We start from the raw sequence: 21,888 nt of genomic DNA, 5'->3' as shown, positions 1-21,888 counted from the left end.
AAAGGAGATATTTTTTAATGCGATATGGTGTAATAAATGCAATGGCAGAGGAAAAAGCAGCATTGGTTGAATCAATGGTCGATGAGAAAACGACAACTATTGCTGGTAAATTATTTCATCACGGGAAAATTGGCCACGTTGATGTCGTTGTTGTTGAATCGGGAATTGGAAAGGTTGCTTCTGCGCTAACGACAACCTTGCTCATTACTAATTTTGGCGTTGATGCAGTGATTAATTCAGGGTCAGCAGGTGCTTTGGGAACTGATTTAAGAATTGGTGATGTTGTCATTGCTGACCAATTGTCATATGCAGATGCGGATGCACGGGCCTTTGGATATGTTTATGGCCAAGTGCCGCAACAACCAGCACGATTTAAGGCGGATGAGGATTTAGCAAAAGGTTTATCGCAAGCTTATCACGAAGTAACAGATGCCCGTTTAGTTAATGGATTAATTGTGACGAGCGACTCGTTTATTGCAAGTAATGAACAAAAACAGACTATTTTGTCGAACTTTCCTGAAGCTCAATCAGCGGAGATGGAGGGAGCATCAATTGCGCAAGTCGCTAGCTATTTTGATGTACCTTTCGCTGTTGTTCGTGCGATTTCAGATAACGCAAATGGGGATGCCGGTATGACTTTTGATGAATTTATTATCGAAGCCGGCAAACAATCTGCACAAGTCTTAATCAATTTCTTTAAGGAACAGGCTTAATAATAGTAGGAGGATCATAAACATGGCATTTGAAACAACTGTGGTAGTGGCTGGAGACGATGTTGTTTATCAATTCAACCCACAATTAAAGCAATATGCATTAGGTGATACAGGTTTTGTGAAGAACAATGCGGGTTCATATGTGATGAAAAGGTCATTAGAGCCAGAAAAAGGCTTAGACAATGCGATTAAGTTAAAAGTTGTCGTGAACAAACAATTAACTGGTATTAAAATAAAAACGGTTAATCCAAGTGGTAATGCAACGGTGAATATTTTTAAAAATGATCATCATGAAGATTTAGTATCACTGTATCGTTTTTATTTGAATGAGTTGGTTGAGCGAGAAATTATCAAAAAAGCATAAAATATTTATAAAGCAGTTTGGTCAGTGAAGACCAAGCTGCTTTTTTTATCAATAAGTAAATAAAAATAAAATAAATTAACTTTACTACTGTTACATTGTCGTAATTAATAAACTTTTATTTAGAATAAAAATAAATCTTGCAAGAAATTTAGGGTTTTTAGCAAATTCAATTTTCTTATTTAACCGGTTAATTAGTATTTTAAGAAAGTTGGCGTGACAGTCATTAGAGCCCTTTACAGTGATGATATTACAGTTTAATTTCTCACAAAAAGTTGGTTTGTGATACATGTGTAACGCAATGTCGCATCCTTGTAACGAATATCGGGTTGAGCTTGGTAAACTAATACATGTCGTAAAGGTTCAGTCCCCAACGCAGTGATATACCTGCGTTGCAGTGGATTGAGTAGATTAATTGCCATTTAGGCAAATATCAAGGAGAAGAATTTACCATGAATAAGAAAGTACTTACTGCATTAACTGTCGCTGGTGTTGCAACTGCTGCAATGGCCACTGATGTATCAGCTGATACATACACTGTTAAGTCAGGGGACACCCTATCATCAATCGCCGCAGATCATAACACCACAGTTGATCGTATTTTGAATGTAAACAAGATTGCAGATTCTAACATGATTTTTGTGGGTGAGCAATTTGAGCTAGATGACCAAGCAGCTAATGCACAAACGCAAGCTGTTGCGCCAGCATCAAGTGCCGCTACGACACAACAATCTGTTGCAACTTCAGTAGCACCTGCTGCTAGCCAAGCACCTTCACAAGCTGCTGCCCCAGCATCAAGTGCTGCGACAACAACAAAGACATCAACAGCTTCTAATTCAGCTTCAACAAGTTCAGCCTCAGGCTCAACTTATGACCAATTTATTGCTGCTGGTGGAACATCAGAATTGTGGGAATCAGTTGTAATGCCTGAATCAGGTGGAAATGTCAACGCATCAAACGGCCAATACCATGGATTAGGTCAAACTAACCAATCATGGGGTACAGGTTCTGTTGAAAACCAAACAAAGGGTATGTTGGACTATGCAAATTCACGCTACGGTTCAATTGACAGTGCGATTTCTTTCCGTGCCGCTAATGGTTGGTGGTAAGCCGAACCGTTAAAGGTTACTTTATTTACTCATAAAATTTAAAAGGCTACGTCTCACTAGGAATTTTTCCTAGTTTTCAGACGTAGCCTTTTTTAGTATGTTTTTAATTGTTTAGATGGTTTTCGGTAATAGATGGAAATTGGTTTGTCGCTTCGTCAATTGGCCACAACCAATAATTCTCATTTGCTAGTAGTTGCGTTTGTTTTGTATGAAGAGCCATCATATTTGGTAGTTTTACTTGGCTTATTGTCGTTGGCAAAGTTTGGGATAGTATTGTATATACTTGAGACACCAACTCACGCCTGTCATCGACCAATAAAGCAAATCTTGGTTTTACAGTGGGGGCGACGTATATTTTAATCATAGTGACTCCATTTCTAAATCTCGCGAAAGATTTCCTGCCAAGCTTTTTTATTTAACTTAGATTTTTTACGTTGCACGTGTTCTTTTTTAACATAAGTAGCCTTTTTATAGGCGCGCACGATGTCAGTTTGTATTTCTCGTTCAGGCGGTAAATTTTGAGTGATAAAGTCAACGGTATTAGGTGGTAAGTCGTCAAATTCATTTTGATGAATGATGAACCAGTTACGCATCTCCTGATTCAAACCGGCATGACGACGAATACGCTGCAAAAGCTCATCTAGTCCAAAATTTAATTGGTGAATTTCAGCCTGCAATTGACGAGCAACGGCCTCTGGAATACCAATATGATCAGCGAAATGAGTAATGCCAAGTTTTATTTCTTCACCAAGATTGTTAGTTAAGACGTACTGATACTTTAAACGACGACCACAGTCGCAATATAGTTGGGGACTGCTAGGACTGTCGAAATTCGTGTTTTCATGAAAGGCGACGAGGGACCAGTGCCGTCCATGACCAATTAGCTCATGATTCATAAATAATGAAGTTTGCTGATAACGAATATGCTTTTTGATAACTGATTGTTGTTCTTTTGTTAATCGTTGCCAAGTTTCCGCACGTCGTTGCTTGGTTAATGACACTTTCTTAGTTTTTGGTTTGGTGACTTGCATGATTTACTTCTTCTTTTACCTAATTATGTGACGATTGTACTTCGGTTAGCCGTTGTTGAATTGCTTCATAAACACGTTGTACATCATTTGAAGTTCCGCGCAGTTCATAATTAGCAATCAAGGGAACTTTAAATTGTACGGCATAACGACGCGCAGTTAGAATATATTGTGCATTGAAATTTTTATTTCCGGATCCGATAATTCCTAGCAGATGCTGTTGATTTTCTGGAATTTCTAGTTGTTCTCGTAAGGGCTCTGTTAATATTTCAAATACGCCATTATCAATGCCATTACCGCCATCCAAATAAGTTGGTACAAGGGCAAAAAAAGGGCTCGTCTCGATAATATCGGAAGTTGCATCTGAAATTTCAATTGGTATCAAAGTGAAATGGCCTTGAGTTTTGGCATATTCAGTTAGCTTTGTAACGAATGCACGTGTATTGCCAGAGATTGAACTATATAATAGGTGGATTGGCATTATTTTCCTCCAGATTTTTCTATAATATTTAGTCTAAAAAAGTTTACGATAATTAGCAATCATATATGTAACGGAAAGTTATTATTTAATCTTTTTGTAATAATCACTACAAAGGCTTATGCAGTGCTATGACGCCCATGTCAAGCCTTTTTTTGGTTAAATTATTAACTTGCAAACTGTTAGTTGAGTGGTTTATACTCAATGACATATTAACAATCCGTTAGGTTTTATAGAAGAAGAAAGTTTAGGTGAAAATATGCAAAATGTGACCGTGTATACAAAGAATAACTGCATTCAATGTCTCATGACTAAGAAGACATTGACACAATATGGTATTAGCTACTCAGAAAAGAACGTTGAAAATGATGCAGATGCATTAACTTTTTTGAAGGATAAAGGTTATCAATCAGTACCTGTTGTCTTTTCGGAAGACATGGAACCAGTTAAAGGTTTCCGTCCAGATTTGCTTGCCAAGTTAAGCAAAGCAATTTAATCACTTAATCAATTAGTTAAGATACCTAGGTGTCGGTGCAACCAAAAGGATTCCGCTTTACACTAGGTACTACGCGGGGGAGTTATATGTCATTAGCAACGCTGGATCTAGATAAGGTTACTTATTTTGATTTAAATAATCAGTTGAATATTCCAAAGAATAATAGTATTCAATTACAGAAAGATACTGAAGCATTACAAGCTTTTATTAAAGAAAATGTTGAGCCAAACACAAAGAAATTTGATTCAATAGCGGATCGTTTTGATTACTTGATCGCTAATGATTATGTTGATCCAAAAATGGTCGATAAGTATACGATGGCTTTTATTGAGAAGTTGTATGCGTATTTAGACTCACAACATTTCCAATTTAAGTCTTTTATGGCTGCCTATAAGTTTTATGCACAGTATGCGTTAAAGACGAATGATGGTGACTATTACATCGAAAATTACAATGATCGCATTGTTATGAATGTCCTATTCTATGCAAATGGTGATGAGACTTTAGCTATGAATTTAGCTGATGAGATGATTCATCAACGTTATCAGCCGGCAACGCCTTCGTTTTTGAATGCTGGTCGTGCCCGTCGTGGTGAGCTGGTGTCATGCTTTATTTTGCAGGCGACCGATGATATGAATGCTATTGGCCGGGTTGTCAATTCGGCATTACAGTTATCTAAAATTGGTGGTGGTGTTGGTATCGTTTTGTCTAATCTTAGAGAGGCTGGCGCACCTATCAAGGGCATTAATAATGCCGCATCAGGTGTTGTTCCTGTTATGAAACTATTAGAAGACTCATTTTCATATTCTAACCAAATGGGTCAACGTAATGGGGCAGGAGTTGTCTATTTATCAGTATTCCATCCAGATATCATGAACTTTTTAGCTACTAAAAAGGAAAATGCTGATGAAAAGATTCGTGTCAAAACATTGTCACTTGGATTAACTGTTCCTGATAAGTTTTATGAATTAATCAAAAGTAATTCAGATATGTTCTTATTCTCTCCGTATGATGTTGAGCGTGTATACGGTAAGCCATTTAACTATGTCGACATTACAGCCGAATATGATGCAATGGTAGCTAATAAGCAAATTCATAAGAAGAAAATTCGGGCTCGTGAGTTAGAAACAGAAATTTCGAAATTACAGCAGGAGTCTGGTTATCCTTATGTTATTAACATAGATACCGTTAACGCTGCTAACCCAATTGCGGGTAAGGTTATCTCATCTAATTTATGTTCAGAAATTTTACAGGTTCAGCGAGCATCACAAATTAATAATGAGCAAACGTATGATGAGTTAGGGACAGATGTATCATGTAACCTTGGTTCAACAAATATTGTTAATATGATGGCTACAAATGATTTTGGTAAGTCAGTAGATGCAATGGTACGTGCATTGACATTTGTTTCGGATCAAACAGATCTTGATATTGTTCCTTCAGTTAGATTGGGAAATCGTCAGACACATGCGATTGGCTTAGGTGCAATGGGCTTGCATGCCTTTTTTGCTAAAAATCATATGTATTATGGGGATGAAGAAGCATTGGACTTTACGAATGCTTACTTCCTAATGCTGAATTACTATAGTTTAGTTGCTTCAAATAATATTGCTAAAGAGCGACAGACTAGCTTTTACGAGTTTGAAAAATCAACTTATGCTAGTGGTGCATACTTTGAAAAGTATATTAACGAAGATTGGTCACCAAAAACTGATAAAGTTAAAGAAATATTTGCTGTACATCATTTCCCAACTCAAGAGGATTGGCAGGCTTTAGCAGCATCAGTTAAGCAATATGGTTTGTATAATGCTTATCGCATGGCAGTTGCACCAACTGGATCGATTTCATATGTTAATGACGCAACTGCTTCATTGCATCCCATTATTAATCGTGTTGAAGAACGCCAAGAAAAGAAAATTGGAAAAATTTACTATCCAGCACCTTATTTGGGAACAGATACTCTACCATACTATGAATCTGCCTATAACATGGACATGCGTCGGGTGATTGATGTCTATGCAACTGCGCAGCAGCATATTGACCAGGGAATGGCATTAACATTATTTATGCGTTCAACAATTCCTGAGGGTCTATATGATTGGAAAGACGGACATACAGAGAAGATGACGACGCGTGATTTAAACATTCTAAGATTATATGCCTATCAGAAAGGTATCAAATCAATTTACTATATTCGTACATATACTGACGATATGGAAGAATTTGGTGTCAATGAATGTGAAAGTTGTTCAATTTAAGGTGTTATACAAATGAGAGATAAGGTGAGCAAATGACAGTAGCATATGAAGCAATCAATTGGAATGCTATTGAAGACAAGGTTGATAAAGCAACATGGGAAAAGTTGACTGAGCAGTTTTGGCTGGATACAAGAATCCCTCTATCAAATGATTTGGATGACTGGCGTAAGATGTCTGAACAAGAACATTATTTGGTTGGTCATGTTTTTGGTGGATTAACTTTACTAGATACATTACAATCACAAGACGGTATGGCATCTTTGAAGCAATCGACTAGGACACAACATGAGCTAGCTGTTCTAAATAACATTGAGTTTATGGAATCTGTTCATGCAAAATCATACTCTTCAATTTTTGAAACGTTACACACGCCAGCTGAAATTGATGAAATATTTGATTGGACAAATAGTAATAAATTTTTGCAATATAAGGCCAATCGGATTAATCAAATTTATCAAAGTGGTAGTCAATTACAACGTAAAGTTGCTTCAGTATTTTTAGAAACATTCTTATTCTATTCAGGATTCTATACACCACTTTGGTATTTAGGACATAATAAGTTAAACAATGTAGCTGAAATTATTAAATTAATTTTGCGTGATGAGTCAGTTCATGGTACTTATATTGGTTATAAATTCCAAATGGGATTTAATGAACTTAGTGAAGATGAACAAAATGAGTTAAAAACTTGGTTATATGATTTGCTATTAGATTTGTACAGTAATGAGGAGAATTATACCAAGTTACTTTATGATGACATTGGTTGGACAGAGTCGGTATTAACTTTTCTACGTTACAATGCAAATAAAGCATTGATGAATTTAGGACAAGATCCATTATTCCCAGATGGTGCCGAAGATGTTAATCCTATCGTTATGAATGGTATTTCAACAACGACTTCAAATCATGATTTCTTCTCGCAGGTTGGTAATGGTTATCGGCTTGGTCAGGTTGAGGCTATGGAAGATGATGATTATCAAATTGAATAGTATTGCGTAAGTACAAGTGGCGTGGTATTATTATAAAAAATAGCTGAGGAGAAAATTAGTTATGGGTAAATTTAAATTCCAATTAAATGGTTGGTGGCGCAGATAACGCGTACGAACTATGATCGCATAGATTCGGTACGTGGGTTCCTTTGGGAGCGGAAGTATTGAGTCTGTGCTAACTAATTTTCCTAAAATTATTGGAAAGGGTTACACGACTTAGTGTATAGTCCTTTTCATGTTAAACACGAGAAGGTACTATTGTATCTGCTCGTGTTTTTTATTTTGTCGATTTAAATAGTAGTGGAAGTGAGTAAACGAATGAACAAAAAAATTTTGGGTACAATTGGGGTGTTAACTGTATTTACGCTTTTTGCTGGCGGGTATGAAACCGTTGCTAAAAATCAAAAGAAGGCAATGCCAACAGTTGCGGTCTTACAATATATGAAACATCCTGCATTGGATGCCATAAATGAAGGTATATACAAAGGATTGGCGAGTGAAGGATTTCATAAAGGACGCAATGTCAAAATAATTTACGAAAACGCACAAGGCGATCAATCAAATTTAAAAACTATGGCTTCAAAGTTCGATAATGCAGGGGCTGATGTATCGGTAGGAATTGCAACACCAGCAGCAGTATCCTTAGCAAATACAGTTACCGATAGACCAGTTGTCTTTTCAGCATCAACGACACCTGTCCATTCAAAACTTGTTAAAAGTTATCAACACCCGGGTGGTAATGTCACCGGTGTATCCGACCAAGCACCGTTGCAATCGCAATTAAAGATGATACAGACTTTTGTCCCTGATATGAAAAATCTGGGTGTTATATATACATCTTCGGATGATTCAGCATCGAGACAAGCAAAACAGATGATGAAATTAGCAAAAAAGGCTGGTATTGAACCTAAACCATACACAATTTCATCTTCTAACGATTTAAATCAAACATCTAAGCAAATGGTTGCTAATCATCAGGTCGATGCGGTATTTGTACCAACAGATAATACAATTGCTGGTGCGATGCCCACGCTGATTGATAGTACTAATGCGGCGAAGATTCCGGTCTTCCCAACAGTAGATACGATGGTTAGAGATGGTGGCCTTGCTGCCGAGTCAATTAACCAGAAAAAGCTAGGTGTAAAAACTGGTAAGCAAGTTGCCCAAATATTAAATGGAAAAAAACCAAAGGATATACCAGTTGGCTTTATCAAAAAGGGTGATTTAATTATTAATCGTTCACAGTTAGATAAATTGGGCATCCAATTACCAGATAAATATAAACAAGCAAAATTTGTAAAGTGAGGCAATTATGAATCTTTTAATTTCAGCAATTGGTCAGGGCTTAATTTGGGCAACCCTAGGATTCGGGCTATTTTTAACCTTCCGTATTTTGGATTTTCCCGATATGACCGTAGAAGGGACGTTTCCGTTAGGTGCTGCAACTGCGGTGACCCTAATATCAAGTGGCGTCTCACCAATTATAGCGACCATCGGTGCAGCGTTGGTGGGAAGTCTAGCAGGCCTTGTGACAGGTGTATTGTACACAAAGGGTAAGATTCCAATCTTACTTGCTGGTATTTTAACGATGACAGCTGCTTATTCAGTTAATTTAAGAACTATGGGGCAAGCCAATCGGTCATTACTAGGAAAGAATAGTCTGTTTTCTTATGACTTTTTGCATGTCTTGCCTCGTAATTTTCCAGTAATTGTCATTGGATTAATTGTTATTGTATTATTAACCATTTTTTTAGCACGCTTTTTGAAAACTGAACTTGGACAATCTTTTATTGTAACGGGTGATAATCCCAAAATGGCGCGATCGTTAGGTATCAATACTGATAATATGACGATTTTAGGGTTAATGATTGCGAATGGTTTGATTGGCCTGGGTGGCGCTCTGGTTGCACAAAATAATGGTTTCGCAGATGTGAACATGGGTGTCGGCACGATTGTGGTTGCGTTAGCTTCAATCATTATTGGTGAAGTTGTCTTTACTGATACATTAACGTTAACTGAACGTCTGATTACAATTATCATCGGATCGATTTTCTATCGATTTGTCTTGGTTGTTGTGCTTTATATCGGCTTTAACGCGGATGATTTGAAATTAGTCAGTGCTATTATACTTGGTCTGGCTCTGATGTTGCCAGGAATACGCGCTAAGTTGCGTTTAAGTTCATTTTTAAAACGAGGTTAATTAACTATGGCTTTAAAAGAAAAATTACGATTAGATCATGCCACTGTCGTTGTCAATCAAGGGCAACCAAATGAAAAGACAATATTAGATGATGTGTCATTAACGTTACACGATGGTGATTTTGTGACGGTTTTGGGATCTAATGGTGCTGGTAAGTCAACGTTGTTCAATGTTATTGCGGGTTCTTTACCATTAACAAGTGGTCATATTTTTTTAGGTGGACGTGATGTCACAAAATTAGATGAAGCACAACGTACGCACTTTTTGGCTCGCGTTTTCCAAGATCCAAAGCTTGGTACGGCGCCACGAATGACAGTAGCGGAAAATTTATTGCTTGCTGAACGAAGAGGTTTACGTCGTCGCCTAAAAAATCGTGGCTTAACTGATGAAAAGAAAGCTTCTTTTGTGGCAGTTACGAAGACAATGGGAAATGGCTTGTCAGACAGGTTAGATATGGATGCAGGTGATTTATCAGGTGGACAACGGCAAGCCTTGTCATTTTTAATGGCTACCCAACTTAGACCTGAAGTGTTGTTGTTAGATGAGCATACAGCGGCTTTAGATCCTAAGACTAGTTCCCAATTAATGCAAGTAACAAATGAACGGATTCATGAAGAAAATTTGACAGCTTTGATGATTACGCATCATTTGGAAGATGCCCTTGAATACGGTAATCGATTAATTATCATGTCAGACGGAAAAATTTCATTAGACGTTAGTGGGGATGCAAAGGAGAAGATGACGGTGACGGATTTGCTGGATTACTTTAATCGTTACTAAAATAGAGAAAATGAAAAATAAAAATTTACTATTGAATAGCCTTGCAGTTGCGTTTGGTGGCTTTATAGGTGGGGTCTTACGAGCTATCATGATGATGTTGTTTCACAGCAATCATTTTCCATGGGAAACGATCATTGTGAATTTGAGCGGTACTTTTATCTCTGCTTTGTTGGTCGTTTTACTTGGTAAGCTAACCAAGTTAAAACAAATAACAGCAGATTTTGTCATGGTTGGTATTTTAGGTGCCTATACAACTTATTCAACTGCACTAGTAGATATCAGTCAATTATCAATTTTGCCAGCGCTAGGATATATAGGAATCAGCATTGTTGGTGGTGTGACAGTTGTCCTTATCAGTCGTGTAATTGGTCATAAGCTGGTGGCATCATGGTAGAAATAATGTTGACAGGTTTGGGTGCCATGGTGGGTGCATTAATTCGTTTTGGTTTATTGTCAGTTGCGCCTCGATGGTTTGGTAAATTGGCAGAATTAATGGTTGTTTGCATTAATTTACTAGCGGCACTATCTATGGGGATTGTGGTCGTCTTAATCTTACCAAGCTGGATGCATACAATTTTAGCACCAGGAGTTTTAGGTGGTTTATCAACCTTTTCGGCACCAATTGTAGATATTGCTGATGCGATACAAAAACCACATGGTCACCATCAAATGTTAATTTTTAAGACTATCATGACCTTTATAGGTGGTTTAATTGTTTTTTGGTTTGGTATGCAAATTGGCCAGGAATTACGTTAAATTGGATAAAGATGTGGTAAAAATCAAGAATATTTTGCTCTCTGGGTTAATCTTTGTTGAATGGTTGTTGCGCAGGTGGTACACTCAATAAGATGAGATATGAGAGATAGCAAAATAGGGGATAGCTACATGAGTTTAATTAATCGCAATCGAATTAATGCTATTCGTCAAGCTAATGATATTCCTGTTCGTGAATTGGCAAATATTGGCATTAGTCGTAATCGCTATTACCGGTATTTGAATAATGAGAATGACTTACCAGCTGAGGGATTTATTTCGCTGATGAGTCATTTATTATTAACTGGAACAGAAGTAAATACAGAATTGGTCAATGGATTAGATACTGTTGAGGGATTAATCATTGCCTTACAAGAAGCAAATCAAAAACATGCGGTTGATGATATTAAAGATATTAGTCGGCGTGGTTATCATTTGTTTCGTAATACAATGGCCCGTGGTTATTTGCGTGTTGCAAGTTTAGCAGATGTTTTACATGCACGGATTGTTCCTGACGAACATGCCCAGATTGCCAAAAAAATTTTAATCGATTCTTTTGAAGCGGTCACAATTTGGCGAGAGATGGATGTTGCCTTGTTGGCACCAATCATCACGGAAGTTCCGGTTGAAAGAGTCGCTGATTATTTAACGATTATTTGGTCTAAGCATTGGCCACATCATACAATGGAAATGCTTAATATAATGACTGCCAAATTTCTAGTCATGTTATTGGATCAAAGGGAAGATCATCATGAAATATTTGATGAAGTTGCATCATGGATCGTGGAACAACCACGTGACGCGATGAGTTTTGCCTGGTGGTCTAGTTTAGTAGGTCACTTAGTCCAGCATGAATGGGAACAGGCAGAAGAAAGTATACAGATAGCTGAGCAATTGAAAATGCATGATATGTCTGAAAACGGGCGCTACTTATTGCGTGTCTGGCGACGAAATGCGTGAGCTAATTAAAAGCCGAAACTCTTATGTAAAAAGAGTTTCGGCTTTTAATTATGTTTTTATTATCTTGAAGTGAGTGGATTATTTATTCGCAATAACTTCAATATGATTACCATCAATATCATCAAGATAAAAAATAACATGACGGCCATCATCACTTTCCGTGGCAGGTTTGCTTTCTTTCACTTCATAGTTAATGAAGTGGTTTTCTACGGCCTCACGATGGTCACGCACGACAACTTGAACAGTAATTGGGTCGGCATCTGGATCTTCGTTAAATACAATAGCTTTTTGATCAAAAAATAAATGCCGTGATTCGTTGATACCAAATTCAGTTGGTAGGTCAAATACCTCACGATAAAATCGCACCGTGTTAGGGACGATTTTTGCTGGAATTTGTAATGGACTGAATTTTCTAACTCGCATTTGTTATACCTCAATGTCTTTTAATTTCTCAACTACCCATTATACGCCTAGAATTAAAACAGTGACGACAAAAGTCGTAGATTTAACGTCTTTGTTATTGGAGGTCAATCTATGACGATTAAAATTACATCAGTGAGGCAGTTAGGCGACTTATTAGTACAACGTTATGCAAATTCACCACAAGAAGCTTGTTGGGTAGTGGCGGTGACGACTCAAATGACGATTATTGATGTCTGGCAAGTAGCGTTAGGAACTTTAGATAGTGTGAATATCCATCCGCGCGATGTTTTTCGCCATTTAGTTGCAACGAATGCTTATGGTTTTATTTTGTGTCATAATCATCCTAGTGGTAATTTAAAAGCGTCAGCTGCTGACAGTCTGGCAATGTCACAAATGGCGATGTGTAGCCAAATCATGCAGGTCCATTTTTTAGATTTTATGATCATTTCAATCAAAGGTTATCGTAGCTATCGAACGGAAGATTTATTACCCAAAGTTGCGTTAGAAACACTAATCGATTTATGGACTAAGGTCGACAACATGTGATAAACTTAGTAAGAAATTGCATGGTACGTTTTAAGTACATGGTGAGAATTATCAAAAATATAAAAAGAAAAGGGAAAGTGCTGTGTTTTCATTTGGAACTCGAAATGTTGGAATAGACTTAGGAACAGCTAATACATTAGTATACATTGAAGGTAAGGGGATTATTCTTCGTGAGCCTTCTGTTGTTGCTCGAAATACAAAAACCAATGAGGTTGTCGCAGTTGGTACAGCGGCTAAAGAGATGCTAGGACGAACGCCAGGATCTATTACAGCTATTCGTCCAATGCGTGACGGTGTCATTGCGGATTATGAGACAACGGTTGCTATGTTGAAGTATTATTTAGGTAAAGCCTTAGGTGGCCGTGGCGCAAAGCCTTACGTTACAATTGGTGTGCCTTCAGGTGTAACGGCTGTCGAAAGACGTGCTGTTATTGATGCTGCTCGTGTAGCGGGAGCTCGTGATGCATATGTTATTGAAGAACCTTTTGCAGCTGCTGTTGGTGCTGGTTTACCAGTGATGGAACCAACTGGATCAATGGTTGTTGATTTAGGTGGTGGGACGACTGACGTCGCTACCATTTCATTAGGTGGTATTGTTTCATCACGTTCTATCAGAATGGCTGGTGACAAAATCGATGAAGCAATTATGACGTATGTTCGTCAGAAGTATTCTGTATTAATTGGTGAACAAACCTCAGAACGTTTGAAGATGGCGATTGGTTCAGCTGACGTTGAGGCGGCTGAAGATATGGAAGGAACTACTGCCCGGGGAAGGGATTTGGTAACAGGATTACCAAAGACGATTGAGATTCAGGCAAGTGATGTTGCTGATGCGATTAAAGATGTGGTCGCTGAGGTGATTGTTGCAATTAAGGAAACACTGGAAGAAACGTCTCCTGAAATTGCTGCTGATGTCATTGATCGTGGTATCGTCCTCACTGGTGGTGGCGCACAATTAGCTCATCTAGATGAGGTGATTGCTGAAGCAACTAAGGTACCAGTATTTGTTGCACCTGAACCATTGGATGCGGTTGTTATCGGTACTGGTGAGGCTTTAAAGTCGATTGATGTTTTAAAAAATAATTAAGCCTAAACTTGTGAAGTCATGACTACCCCGTTATTTTCAGGGTAGTTTATTCATATGTACTAGAATTGTTAGGCATTAGCTCATGTAGTATGGTGAAGCAAGATAAACGAAAGGCATGTTTGAGATGAAGAATATCTTTACATCACGTCGGCTAGTGATTGGTGTCATAGTTGTTATTGTGGCGATTGGTGCCATTACATTAGGTGCACGTGCCCACAATTCAGAAAAAGAACCTTCTTTGCCGGTTCGAGTTATTTCTGACGTGTCAGGTTGGACTTCTAATATTGTGAATGCCCCAATACGCGCGGTTAAGGGTGGGTTTGATTCAATTGATGAATTGATGAGTACCTACCAAGAAAATGGACGTTTAACTAAGAAGGTCGATGACTTAGCACAGACAAAGGTGCAATTGCAGGTATTACAGCAAGAAAATCGTGCTTTGAAGGATCAACTTAAAATCAGTAATACATTAACAGATTATAAAGTTGTTAATGCGGTTGTTACTTCACGGTCGCCAAACAGTTGGCAAACACAGTTGATTATTGACAAAGGAACCAATGCTGGCTTGAAAAAGGGACTATCTGTTATGGGATCGGGTGGCCTGATTGGTCGTATCACTCAGGTGAATACAACTAATGCAAAGGTTGAGTTGCTATCAGACAATAGCCAAGGTTCAGATCGATTTGCCATTCGTGTGCAAAATGGGGATGGTGAGACAGTTGATGGTATTGTAACTAGTTTTAATCAATCTAAGAATCTCATTGTGATGGGACAGATTACATCAAGTGTGTCAGTGAAAAAAGGCGACTTAGTAACAACCAGTGGTCTGGGTGGTGTCACACCTTCTGGACTATACGTTGGTAAAGTTGAGAAGGTTGGTAGTGATAACTACGGTTTGTCAAAGAAAATTTATATCAAACCAGCAACAGATTTCAATAATATTCCTGTTGTTAGTGTTGCTATTCCTTAAATAATGTAAAAAAGCTGAGGCGTCACGCCTCAGCTTTTTATTATATATATTAATATGTGTTTAATTTGACGAAACGATGGGACGTTCGTTTCGTGCTTGTAAATCACGGTTGTTATGGCTATAGAAGGTCATTAAGTGAGTGATTTGTTCCTGTGAGAGAGTAACTGGTGTTTTTAATACATACCATTCAACATTTTCAGTTAGGGGTGGTGTCGTCAATGAACCAATATAGTGATAATATTCTTTGCTTTCAGGCATAACATCATTTACTGGTATGTTAAAGTCCGTTGTTTCATTTATGTGTTGTAAGACGGCTTCATAAGTTGCAGATTTATGACCGGCCTCAACCATTGCTGCAACAACAGCAAGACGACCATCACTGGCTTCATGCACGAAATGAATTTCAGCATCATATGCTTGTTTGTTTATTGTATGTTCACTAGGCGTATGAATGTGGAATTGTTTCAACGTAAAGGGACGATTTCCTAATTGGGCATGTCCTTTTAAACCAACTTCAATGCCTGCACCAGTGTCGCGAACATAATTAGCTATATGATTATAGTCAAAAGATAATGATGTTTGAAAATCATTTTTAATTGCTAAATCGTCAGATAATGCGATTGGTGACTGCATATTACCTGAAGTACGGGGCCATTTGTCTTGTGCTGAGTAATCTAATTTTTGCATGCTATTTCTCCTTATTAACCTACTCATTTAAGTGTAGCAGTCTAATATGTTTTATTACAGGATTTTTTTGATGTAAATTGGTTGACGAGATAGTGAAAATCAGGCTACTATAATGTAGTTACCAATTTTGTAACAATTATGGAGAATAATTATGCTGAAATATATAAGTACCACATGGGTTCATTTTATTTTAGTTATCATCGCCGTGATGCTTGACGGTGGGATATCATTATATTTGGCACCATTACTATTTAAACAACCAATGTCGGCAAGTCCTATGTTATCGCTTATTCTTGTGATAATGCCCGTTATGACTGGACATGCACAACAAATTAAACGCAAGTGGTTATACACGATTGCTTTCTTTGCAGGTATGCTTGTTGATATTTTTTATACGGGGATAGTTGGTCCAGCTATTATCGGCTTTTTGCTGATGCTTAAATTAGCAGAGTTCATTCAGAGATATCTATCTTATAGTTTTTCGTCATCGTTAGCTGTTTGGTTTGTGACATTGACGGCCTACATGGCATATGATTATGCGGCATTTGGTATTATCAGTTTGGTGAACTTAAACATTCCTAACTTTATTATGTTTCATTTGTTCCCAACTATCATTATTAATTTGGTTTTACTTATCGTTGTGTATGAATTAGTTATTTATTTATATAATGCTACGAAAAAACCAGACATCTCATCTTACGATGTCACACCCCGTGATTTGAATGGCCGTTTAGTCTTAGATTCGCGATCACAAAGAAATATGTCAAAATAAGATTGACTTATGGTTGGTTTTAAACTATATTATTGTAAACAGTTATTTATAGAAAGATTTGATTGGACGAGTAGTCTTGTTATCTTGTTAAAGAGAGTTACGCTGAAGCTGAAAAGTAACCAAGGTACTAGATGAACCACACCCAAGATTATCGGAGCCTAATCGTTCCCGTGTCATGATGTTATCCATGAATACCATTTGATATCAATGGTATTAGAGTATTGGCCAGTAATGGTTAATTAAACTGAGGTGGAACCACGAGTAATCGTCCTCAAGCAATCCGTATGATTGCTTGAGGGCTTTTTTTATTTATTAAGGAGATTGCGTATGGACTATATTGTACAGATTTTACCAAGTATACTAGGTGGTCTAAAAATGACTTTGGGTGTGTTTGTCCTAACCTTAGTTGGTTCGGTACCCTTAGGAATTTTAGTATCGTTAGCATTGCGTTCAGATATTTATTTGTTGAAATGGGTTATGAACGCGTATGTATGGATAATGCGTGGTACCCCTTTGTTACTACAAATTGTCTTCGTTTACTATGGCTTAAGTCTAGCGAATATTATGACTTTGCCACGTTTTGAAGCGGCAGTGGTAACTTTTATTCTAAATTATACGGCTTATTTTGCTGAAATATTCCGTGGTGGTATTCAGAGTATCCCTGATGGGCAATATGATGGTGCGAAAGTATTGGGCTTAAGTAAGTTGCAAACGATGCGTAAAATCGTTTTGCCACAAGTATTAAAAATTGTGATGCCATCAGTTGGGAACGAAGTGGTTAATTTGGTTAAGGATTCATCATTAGTTTATGTTATTGGACTAGGTGATCTGATGCGTGCGGGAAACATTGCGGCTTCTCGAGATGTGACACTAGTTCCATATTTGCTGGTAGGGTTGGTTTACTTAGTGTTAATTGCTATTGCAACAATTGTTCAGCGCCGGATGGAAAGCAAAATGAACTATTATCGTTAAGGGGGGAAGTATTATGTTAGAAATTAAAAATTTAGCCAAAGCTTTTGATGAACGTGTAATTTTTAAAGATATGGATTTAACGATAAATGATGGGGAAGTATTAAGTATTGTGGGACCATCTGGTATTGGTAAGACAACCTTTTTACGTATTTTGGCTGGCCTATTACCGGCTGATCGTGGTGAATTGATTTTAAATAATGAACCATTAAATATTTCTGGTGATCGTCAAGGTGCAGAAGTTGGTGTTATTTTCCAAGATTTTAACCTATTCCCACAATACACTGTTAAAGAAAATATTATATTGGCACCGCAACTTGTTAAGAAGATGACCAAAAACGAGGCAAATGCTAATGCAGAAGAATTATTAAATAATTTAGGTTTAACAGAACAAACCAATCAATATCCATTTCAATTATCAGGTGGTCAAAAACAACGTGTGGCGATCGCCCGTGCGTTAGCAATGAAACCAGGAATCTTGGCTTATGATGAACCAACATCAGGATTAGATGCGGGTTCAACTGACCGAGTAATTAAGGTGATTCAGCATTTGAAAGAACAAGGGGTGACGCAATTAATTGTTACCCACGATTTGCCATTTGCACAAGCAGTTGCAGATCAGACGTTTGATTTCGGTACTGATGTTTCACGAGGAGGTAGCCTATGATTAAATCTAAAATTAATTGGCGGCGACAAATTATCGGTAACGGTATTGTTATTATTGTTTTAGCTTTAATTGGTGGTTTCTTTTGGTACCGTACCGTTCATAGCCAAGATACTTGGCGACAAGTAACGGCTGATAAAACCGTTGTTGTGGGTGTTGATGATACATTTGTTCCCATGGGGTTCCGTAATGCCCAGGGTGATCTCGTTGGTTACGATGTTGAATTAGCCCGAGCAACTTTGAAGAAAATGGGACTAAAGGCTGATTTTCAGACAATTGATTGGTCAATGAAAGAAACCGAATTAAAAACTGGTCATATTGATATGATTTGGAATGGCTATACTAAAAATGCTGATCGTAAGAAGAAGGTTGCTTTCTCAGATTCATATCACCATGATCAACAGGTTATTGTTACGATGAAGAACCAACAAATTAATAAGTTAAATGACCTAAAAGGTAAGCGTTTGGGTGCGCAAACCGGATCATCTGGATTATTGACTTATAACGAGCAAGGGAATAGCTTACGAAAGACAGTTGGTTCTGATGCACAGCAATATGATACTTTTGATAAGGCTCTGAATGATTTGCAAGTAGGTCGTTTGAATGCGGTGTTAATTGATGCTGATTATGCCGGATATTATATCGCGCATGAGAAGGACCCAGAGGCATTTAAGACGATTCAGACTAATTTTGGTACTGATGCCTACGGTGTTGGTATGCGTAAGGGTGATGTGACACTACGTAACAAAGTTAATGATGCCCTTGCTGAAGCCAAAAAGGATGGTACAATCGATAAAATATCACAAAAGTATTTTGGTACTGATAACAAGTAAAAGTTAGTTGCTAGTGAGTTAAGCTAGTTGTAATCTCTTATAAATATTCATCGGAGTCACTAATCTAATCAAGTTACATTGGTAGATTAGTGGCTTTTTAGTTTGTCTGACAAGTTTCTAATTAATTTCTGTTCCACGATATAATCGGCACTGATGTTTTTAAACTATAATCAGCAGGTGATGCTTATCAAAATAGGTATTGAGATTATATGAAATAGCAAGTAGACTAAGTGGTATAAATTATAGATACATGATATTGAGTATATAAAGAGGTAATAGTGGGGATGAAAACAGATATTGAGATTGCACAGTCTGCAGATATTTGGCCAATTGAAAAAATAGTTGATCAAGTTGGTTTAAGTGCCGATGAGTGGGAGCCATATGGTCGTGATAAGGCAAAAGTTCAGCTGAGCGAATCAACACAGCAGAATAAGCTAGGAAAGTTAATTTTAGTGACGTCAATCAATCCGACACCAGCAGGGGAAGGTAAGTCAACGGTTACAGTCGGCTTAGCTGATGCGTTGATGCAGCAAAAGCGTAAAACGATGGTGGCGCTGCGTGAACCTTCTTTGGGACCAGTGATGGGCCTAAAAGGTGGTGCAACTGGTGGTGGTTATTCACAGGTTATCCCAATGGCGGATATAAACATGCATTTTACTGGTGATTTTCATGCATTGACTAGTGCCCATAATACCTTGGCTGCTTTGATCGATAATAGTCTATATCAAGGAAATCCGCTGCACCTTGATTCACGTCGTATTTTGTGGAAACGAGCTTTAGACGTTAACGATCGCGCATTACGGCACGTCACGATCGGCCTTGGTGGTCCGACATCGGGAATCCCCCGTGAAGATGGGTTTGATATTACAGTAGCTTCTGAGCTAATGGCCATTTTAACATTGTCACATGATTTGGACGGTATGAAGCAACGTATTTCAAGGATTGTGATTGGTTATACTTATGATAAAGAACCAGTAACGGTAGCCGATTTAGGTGTAGAGGGTGCAATTACGACGTTATTGAAGGATGCTATTAAACCTAATCTGGTGCAAACATTGGCACATACGCCAGCACTTATTCATGGTGGTCCATTTGCCAATATTGCACAAGGAACTAATTCAATTTTAGCCACTAAAACGGCCTTACAATTATCTGATTATACCGTCACGGAAGCTGGTTTTGGAGCCGATTTAGGTGGTGAAAAGTTTCTTGACTTTAAAACACCTTTGTTAGGAAAGGTACCAGATACAATTGTGGTTGTTGCAACTGTGCGTGCATTAAAAATGCATGGTGGGGAGAACAAACAACATTTAACAAAACCTAATTTGACGGCTTTAAAGCAAGGCCTTGGCAATTTAGGCCAGCATTTAAAAAGTATGAAACGCTATGGTGTGCCTGTGGTTGTTGCGATTAACAAATTTACACATGATACAGCCGAGGAACTTGCTCTAGTCAGTGACTATGCGAAAAGCTTTGGTGTTGATGCTTATGTTGCAAATGTGTGGGGACAGGGTGGTTCAGGCGCTCAAGAACTAGCTACTGGTGTTGTCCAGGCGACCGAGCGAGCTAATTATCAGGATTTTAAACCACTTTATCAACCAGAAGATGATGCATTGGTAAAAATTAATCATATTGTCCAAGAAATATATGGTGGTCATAAAGCGGTATTATCTGCTAAGGCTGAAAAACAGCTAGCTACTTTTAAGAAATACGGATGGGATAAATTGCCCATCATTATGGCTAAAACTCAAAATTCATTGACAGATGATGCCAAACGATTTGGGGCACCGACAGACTTTGATATTCATATTCGTGAATTTATGCCTAAATTAGGCGCTGGTTTCTTAGTTGCGTTGACTGGGTCAATATTAACGATGCCGGGATTACCTAAGCATCCAGCAGCTCTTGATATAGATATTGATAGTGATGGTCATATTACTGGATTAAATTAATAAAATAAAAGAGGTTGGGACAAAAGAAATGTCCCAACCTCTATTTGTTAAAAATAAATTAATTATAAGCTTATAAATTTAACAGCTTAAACGCGCTCCAAAAGTCTGAAGCCTCAATGTAACGCAATTTTTGTCTCGCTCTCATTTTATTAGTACCATGAATTGCTAAATCCTTTGCGTCGATATAATTCACCGGCATAAACGCGGTAAAAATTTTCGGAAAACTTTAGCCAAGCAATAGCTAAAATCCAACCGGCAAGTGCGGAAACCAGATTGTAGTTAGGAGACAATAAAGTCATCATAAATGTTCCGACCCAACTTAATAACAAAATGGTTTGACAGATAAATTGGCCGAAATCGTGTTTAATTTCAGGGATAATAATGAGTAATATGTAAGAGATTAATAAGGTCATAAAAAATGTTGTATGTGCAGGATAAACTATTTTTGTACCATTGACTTCTAAGTTAAAAAATAGTGAAAGAATGTTGATTAATAACCAACCACTTAAGCTGGTTAATAAAATCCAGGTTGCTGGAATTTTAAACTTAAATCCCCACAAAAAGAAAGCAATGACAAAGATCAGTAAACCAGACAGGATGCCATGACTAAAAATATAAGCTGGTTTAATAAGATTTTCTAGCCAATTAGGTACCACGGCCCTAGCAATTGAATAGTCTATTTGTGTGAGTGTGTGCAAGAATCCCTGATGTCTATAGGTTAATATTGAAATTACAATAAATAATAGCAAACTAATCAGAAACGTCAGAAAACGTGTGTGTGATCTAGCTATAATCATAAGCCCATACTCCTTTGCTAATCTAGTCTGTCAAATGTTTAACTATATTGATTTTATCATGTT

General features: G+C 37.7%; 26 protein-coding genes. 20 read left to right on the top strand and 6 right to left on the bottom strand.

The annotated features are described in order from the left end of the window. Positions 1-17 precede the first annotated feature (17 nt). The 3 genes from FFM62_RS05480 to FFM62_RS05470 all read left to right on the top strand — a co-directional run bounded on the left by FFM62_RS05480 (position 18) and on the right by FFM62_RS05470 (position 2,183). The gene (locus FFM62_RS05480) at positions 18-713 is read left to right on the top strand and encodes a 5'-methylthioadenosine/adenosylhomocysteine nucleosidase (RefSeq protein WP_115471211.1); all 696 of its coding nucleotides are present in this window, start codon (positions 18-20) and stop codon (positions 711-713) included. Positions 714-735: 22 nt separating this feature from the next. Next, a complete protein-coding gene (locus tag FFM62_RS05475; RefSeq protein ID WP_075270059.1) occupies positions 736-1,077 on the top strand; it encodes a cysteine desulfurase in 342 nt (113 codons plus the stop codon). Between the two features lie 449 nt (positions 1,078-1,526). Further along, entirely contained in the window at positions 1,527-2,183 is a 657-nt protein-coding gene (locus FFM62_RS05470) for a LysM peptidoglycan-binding domain-containing protein (RefSeq protein WP_115471210.1), read from the top strand. A 103-nt stretch (positions 2,184-2,286) separates the two neighbouring features. Here the strand turns inward: FFM62_RS05470 and FFM62_RS05465 are convergent, their stop codons facing one another. From FFM62_RS05465 to FFM62_RS05455, 3 genes are read right to left on the bottom strand one after another with little or no spacing between them, the layout of a single operon-like run. Next, complete coding sequence (locus FFM62_RS05465) at positions 2,287-2,547, bottom strand: hypothetical protein (RefSeq protein WP_115471209.1); 261 nt, start codon at positions 2,545-2,547, stop codon at positions 2,287-2,289. A 13-nt stretch (positions 2,548-2,560) separates the two neighbouring features. Continuing rightward, a complete protein-coding gene (locus FFM62_RS05460) occupies positions 2,561-3,214 on the bottom strand; it encodes a hypothetical protein (protein WP_115471208.1) in 654 nt (217 codons plus the stop codon). A gap of 19 nt (positions 3,215-3,233) precedes the next feature. Beyond that, entirely contained in the window at positions 3,234-3,692 is a 459-nt protein-coding gene (locus tag FFM62_RS05455; RefSeq protein ID WP_165845907.1) for a class Ib ribonucleoside-diphosphate reductase assembly flavoprotein NrdI, read from the bottom strand. Positions 3,693-3,948: 256 nt separating this feature from the next. Between FFM62_RS05455 and nrdH the strand changes: the two genes are divergently transcribed. The 9 genes from nrdH to FFM62_RS05410 all read left to right on the top strand — a co-directional run bounded on the left by nrdH (position 3,949) and on the right by FFM62_RS05410 (position 12,125). Beyond that, positions 3,949-4,185 (top strand): glutaredoxin-like protein NrdH, encoded by a 237-nt coding sequence (nrdH, locus tag FFM62_RS05450; protein WP_075270054.1) that lies wholly within the window; start codon positions 3,949-3,951, stop codon positions 4,183-4,185. Positions 4,186-4,271: 86 nt separating this feature from the next. After that, a complete protein-coding gene (gene nrdE / locus FFM62_RS05445; protein WP_115471206.1) occupies positions 4,272-6,443 on the top strand; it encodes a class 1b ribonucleoside-diphosphate reductase subunit alpha in 2,172 nt (723 codons plus the stop codon). A gap of 32 nt (positions 6,444-6,475) precedes the next feature. Then, positions 6,476-7,432 carry a class 1b ribonucleoside-diphosphate reductase subunit beta gene (gene nrdF, locus FFM62_RS05440; RefSeq protein WP_115471205.1) on the top strand — a complete coding sequence of 319 codons (957 nt, stop codon included), beginning with the start codon at positions 6,476-6,478 and terminating at the stop codon, positions 7,430-7,432. A gap of 318 nt (positions 7,433-7,750) precedes the next feature. Continuing rightward, on the top strand, positions 7,751-8,737 hold the full coding sequence (trpX, locus tag FFM62_RS05435; RefSeq protein WP_165845906.1) for a tryptophan ABC transporter substrate-binding protein: 987 nt from the start codon (positions 7,751-7,753) through the stop codon (positions 8,735-8,737). A gap of 7 nt (positions 8,738-8,744) precedes the next feature. Beyond that, positions 8,745-9,632 carry an ABC transporter permease gene (locus FFM62_RS05430; protein WP_115471203.1) on the top strand — a complete coding sequence of 296 codons (888 nt, stop codon included), beginning with the start codon at positions 8,745-8,747 and terminating at the stop codon, positions 9,630-9,632. Positions 9,633-9,638: 6 nt separating this feature from the next. Further along, entirely contained in the window at positions 9,639-10,412 is a 774-nt protein-coding gene (locus tag FFM62_RS05425) for an ABC transporter ATP-binding protein (protein WP_115471202.1), read from the top strand. A gap of 10 nt (positions 10,413-10,422) precedes the next feature. After that, a complete protein-coding gene (locus tag FFM62_RS05420; protein WP_115471201.1) occupies positions 10,423-10,806 on the top strand; it encodes a fluoride efflux transporter FluC in 384 nt (127 codons plus the stop codon). After that, positions 10,800-11,168: a fluoride efflux transporter FluC gene (locus FFM62_RS05415; protein ID WP_115471200.1), complete on the top strand. Its 369-nt coding sequence runs from the start codon at positions 10,800-10,802 to the stop codon at positions 11,166-11,168. The genes FFM62_RS05420 and FFM62_RS05415 overlap by 7 nt, the downstream gene beginning before the upstream one ends. A gap of 129 nt (positions 11,169-11,297) precedes the next feature. Beyond that, positions 11,298-12,125, top strand: coding sequence for a hypothetical protein (locus tag FFM62_RS05410; RefSeq protein ID WP_240005919.1), 828 nt, complete (start codon positions 11,298-11,300; stop codon positions 12,123-12,125). A 78-nt stretch (positions 12,126-12,203) separates the two neighbouring features. On the opposite strand, the gene FFM62_RS05405 is transcribed toward FFM62_RS05410, so the two are convergent. After that, positions 12,204-12,548: a VOC family protein gene (locus FFM62_RS05405; RefSeq protein WP_115471198.1), complete on the bottom strand. Its 345-nt coding sequence runs from the start codon at positions 12,546-12,548 to the stop codon at positions 12,204-12,206. A 111-nt stretch (positions 12,549-12,659) separates the two neighbouring features. On the opposite strand from FFM62_RS05405, the gene FFM62_RS05400 reads away from it, so the two are divergent. The 3 genes from FFM62_RS05400 to mreC all read left to right on the top strand — a co-directional run bounded on the left by FFM62_RS05400 (position 12,660) and on the right by mreC (position 15,151). Next, entirely contained in the window at positions 12,660-13,094 is a 435-nt protein-coding gene (locus FFM62_RS05400) for a JAB domain-containing protein (protein ID WP_075270044.1), read from the top strand. Between the two features lie 82 nt (positions 13,095-13,176). Then, positions 13,177-14,181 carry a rod shape-determining protein gene (locus FFM62_RS05395; protein ID WP_115471197.1) on the top strand — a complete coding sequence of 335 codons (1,005 nt, stop codon included), beginning with the start codon at positions 13,177-13,179 and terminating at the stop codon, positions 14,179-14,181. 124 nt (positions 14,182-14,305) lie between these two features. Further along, entirely contained in the window at positions 14,306-15,151 is an 846-nt protein-coding gene (gene mreC, locus FFM62_RS05390) for a rod shape-determining protein MreC (protein ID WP_115471196.1), read from the top strand. A gap of 60 nt (positions 15,152-15,211) precedes the next feature. On the opposite strand, the gene FFM62_RS05385 is transcribed toward mreC, so the two are convergent. Beyond that, positions 15,212-15,838, bottom strand: a complete 627-nt coding sequence (locus FFM62_RS05385) for a carbonic anhydrase family protein (protein ID WP_115471195.1) — start codon at positions 15,836-15,838, stop codon at positions 15,212-15,214. 151 nt (positions 15,839-15,989) lie between these two features. Between FFM62_RS05385 and mreD the strand changes: the two genes are divergently transcribed. The 5 genes from mreD (at position 15,990) to FFM62_RS05360 (ending at position 21,028) form a co-directional block, all read left to right on the top strand. Next, positions 15,990-16,610: a rod shape-determining protein MreD gene (gene mreD / locus FFM62_RS05380; RefSeq protein WP_115471194.1), complete on the top strand. Its 621-nt coding sequence runs from the start codon at positions 15,990-15,992 to the stop codon at positions 16,608-16,610. Positions 16,611-16,937: 327 nt separating this feature from the next. Next, on the top strand, positions 16,938-17,582 hold the full coding sequence (locus FFM62_RS05375) for an amino acid ABC transporter permease (RefSeq protein WP_115471193.1): 645 nt from the start codon (positions 16,938-16,940) through the stop codon (positions 17,580-17,582). Between the two features lie 13 nt (positions 17,583-17,595). Beyond that, positions 17,596-18,246 (top strand): amino acid ABC transporter ATP-binding protein, encoded by a 651-nt coding sequence (locus FFM62_RS05370; protein ID WP_115471192.1) that lies wholly within the window; start codon positions 17,596-17,598, stop codon positions 18,244-18,246. Continuing rightward, positions 18,243-19,076, top strand: coding sequence for an amino acid ABC transporter substrate-binding protein (locus FFM62_RS05365; protein ID WP_115471191.1), 834 nt, complete (start codon positions 18,243-18,245; stop codon positions 19,074-19,076). The genes FFM62_RS05370 and FFM62_RS05365 overlap by 4 nt, the downstream gene beginning before the upstream one ends. Before the next feature lie 284 nt (positions 19,077-19,360). Then, entirely contained in the window at positions 19,361-21,028 is a 1,668-nt protein-coding gene (locus FFM62_RS05360; RefSeq protein ID WP_115471190.1) for a formate--tetrahydrofolate ligase, read from the top strand. A gap of 149 nt (positions 21,029-21,177) precedes the next feature. Here the strand turns inward: FFM62_RS05360 and FFM62_RS05355 are convergent, their stop codons facing one another. Then, on the bottom strand, positions 21,178-21,825 hold the full coding sequence (locus tag FFM62_RS05355; RefSeq protein ID WP_115471189.1) for a hypothetical protein: 648 nt from the start codon (positions 21,823-21,825) through the stop codon (positions 21,178-21,180). Positions 21,826-21,888 lie beyond the last annotated feature (63 nt).

The organism is Weissella thailandensis (assembly GCF_005405465.1).
GTDB lineage: Bacteria > Bacillota > Bacilli > Lactobacillales > Lactobacillaceae > Weissella > Weissella thailandensis.
The sequence above is the reverse complement of the archived record's forward strand: the minus strand, read 5'-3'. Positions and strand labels throughout refer to the sequence as shown.

Bases quoted from the DNA above. Each gene is read 5' to 3' on its own strand.
- FFM62_RS05460 (WP_115471208.1), bottom strand. From the start codon at position 3,214: ATGCAAGTCACCAAACCAAAAACTAAGAAAGTGTCATTAACCAAGCAA.
- FFM62_RS05430 (WP_115471203.1), top strand. From the start codon at position 8,745: ATGAATCTTTTAATTTCAGCAATTGGTCAGGGCTTAATTTGGGCAACC.
- FFM62_RS05370 (WP_115471192.1), top strand. From the start codon at position 17,596: ATGTTAGAAATTAAAAATTTAGCCAAAGCTTTTGATGAACGTGTAATT.
- mreD (WP_115471194.1), top strand. From the start codon at position 15,990: ATGCTGAAATATATAAGTACCACATGGGTTCATTTTATTTTAGTTATC.
- FFM62_RS05355 (WP_115471189.1), bottom strand. From the start codon at position 21,825: ATGATTATAGCTAGATCACACACACGTTTTCTGACGTTTCTGATTAGT.
- mreC (WP_115471196.1), top strand. From the start codon at position 14,306: ATGAAGAATATCTTTACATCACGTCGGCTAGTGATTGGTGTCATAGTT.
- FFM62_RS05415 (WP_115471200.1), top strand. From the start codon at position 10,800: ATGGTAGAAATAATGTTGACAGGTTTGGGTGCCATGGTGGGTGCATTA.
- FFM62_RS05425 (WP_115471202.1), top strand. From the start codon at position 9,639: ATGGCTTTAAAAGAAAAATTACGATTAGATCATGCCACTGTCGTTGTC.
- nrdE (WP_115471206.1), top strand. From the start codon at position 4,272: ATGTCATTAGCAACGCTGGATCTAGATAAGGTTACTTATTTTGATTTA.
- FFM62_RS05360 (WP_115471190.1), top strand. From the start codon at position 19,361: ATGAAAACAGATATTGAGATTGCACAGTCTGCAGATATTTGGCCAATT.
- FFM62_RS05420 (WP_115471201.1), top strand. From the start codon at position 10,423: ATGAAAAATAAAAATTTACTATTGAATAGCCTTGCAGTTGCGTTTGGT.
- FFM62_RS05455 (WP_165845907.1), bottom strand. From the start codon at position 3,692: ATGCCAATCCACCTATTATATAGTTCAATCTCTGGCAATACACGTGCA.
- FFM62_RS05475 (WP_075270059.1), top strand. From the start codon at position 736: ATGGCATTTGAAACAACTGTGGTAGTGGCTGGAGACGATGTTGTTTAT.
- FFM62_RS05375 (WP_115471193.1), top strand. From the start codon at position 16,938: ATGGACTATATTGTACAGATTTTACCAAGTATACTAGGTGGTCTAAAA.
- FFM62_RS05410 (WP_240005919.1), top strand. From the start codon at position 11,298: ATGAGTTTAATTAATCGCAATCGAATTAATGCTATTCGTCAAGCTAAT.
- FFM62_RS05365 (WP_115471191.1), top strand. From the start codon at position 18,243: ATGATTAAATCTAAAATTAATTGGCGGCGACAAATTATCGGTAACGGT.
- FFM62_RS05400 (WP_075270044.1), top strand. From the start codon at position 12,660: ATGACGATTAAAATTACATCAGTGAGGCAGTTAGGCGACTTATTAGTA.
- FFM62_RS05405 (WP_115471198.1), bottom strand. From the start codon at position 12,548: ATGCGAGTTAGAAAATTCAGTCCATTACAAATTCCAGCAAAAATCGTC.
- FFM62_RS05385 (WP_115471195.1), bottom strand. From the start codon at position 15,838: ATGCAAAAATTAGATTACTCAGCACAAGACAAATGGCCCCGTACTTCA.
- FFM62_RS05470 (WP_115471210.1), top strand. From the start codon at position 1,527: ATGAATAAGAAAGTACTTACTGCATTAACTGTCGCTGGTGTTGCAACT.
- FFM62_RS05465 (WP_115471209.1), bottom strand. From the start codon at position 2,547: ATGATTAAAATATACGTCGCCCCCACTGTAAAACCAAGATTTGCTTTA.
- trpX (WP_165845906.1), top strand. From the start codon at position 7,751: ATGAACAAAAAAATTTTGGGTACAATTGGGGTGTTAACTGTATTTACG.
- nrdH (WP_075270054.1), top strand. From the start codon at position 3,949: ATGCAAAATGTGACCGTGTATACAAAGAATAACTGCATTCAATGTCTC.
- FFM62_RS05480 (WP_115471211.1), top strand. From the start codon at position 18: ATGCGATATGGTGTAATAAATGCAATGGCAGAGGAAAAAGCAGCATTG.
- nrdF (WP_115471205.1), top strand. From the start codon at position 6,476: ATGACAGTAGCATATGAAGCAATCAATTGGAATGCTATTGAAGACAAG.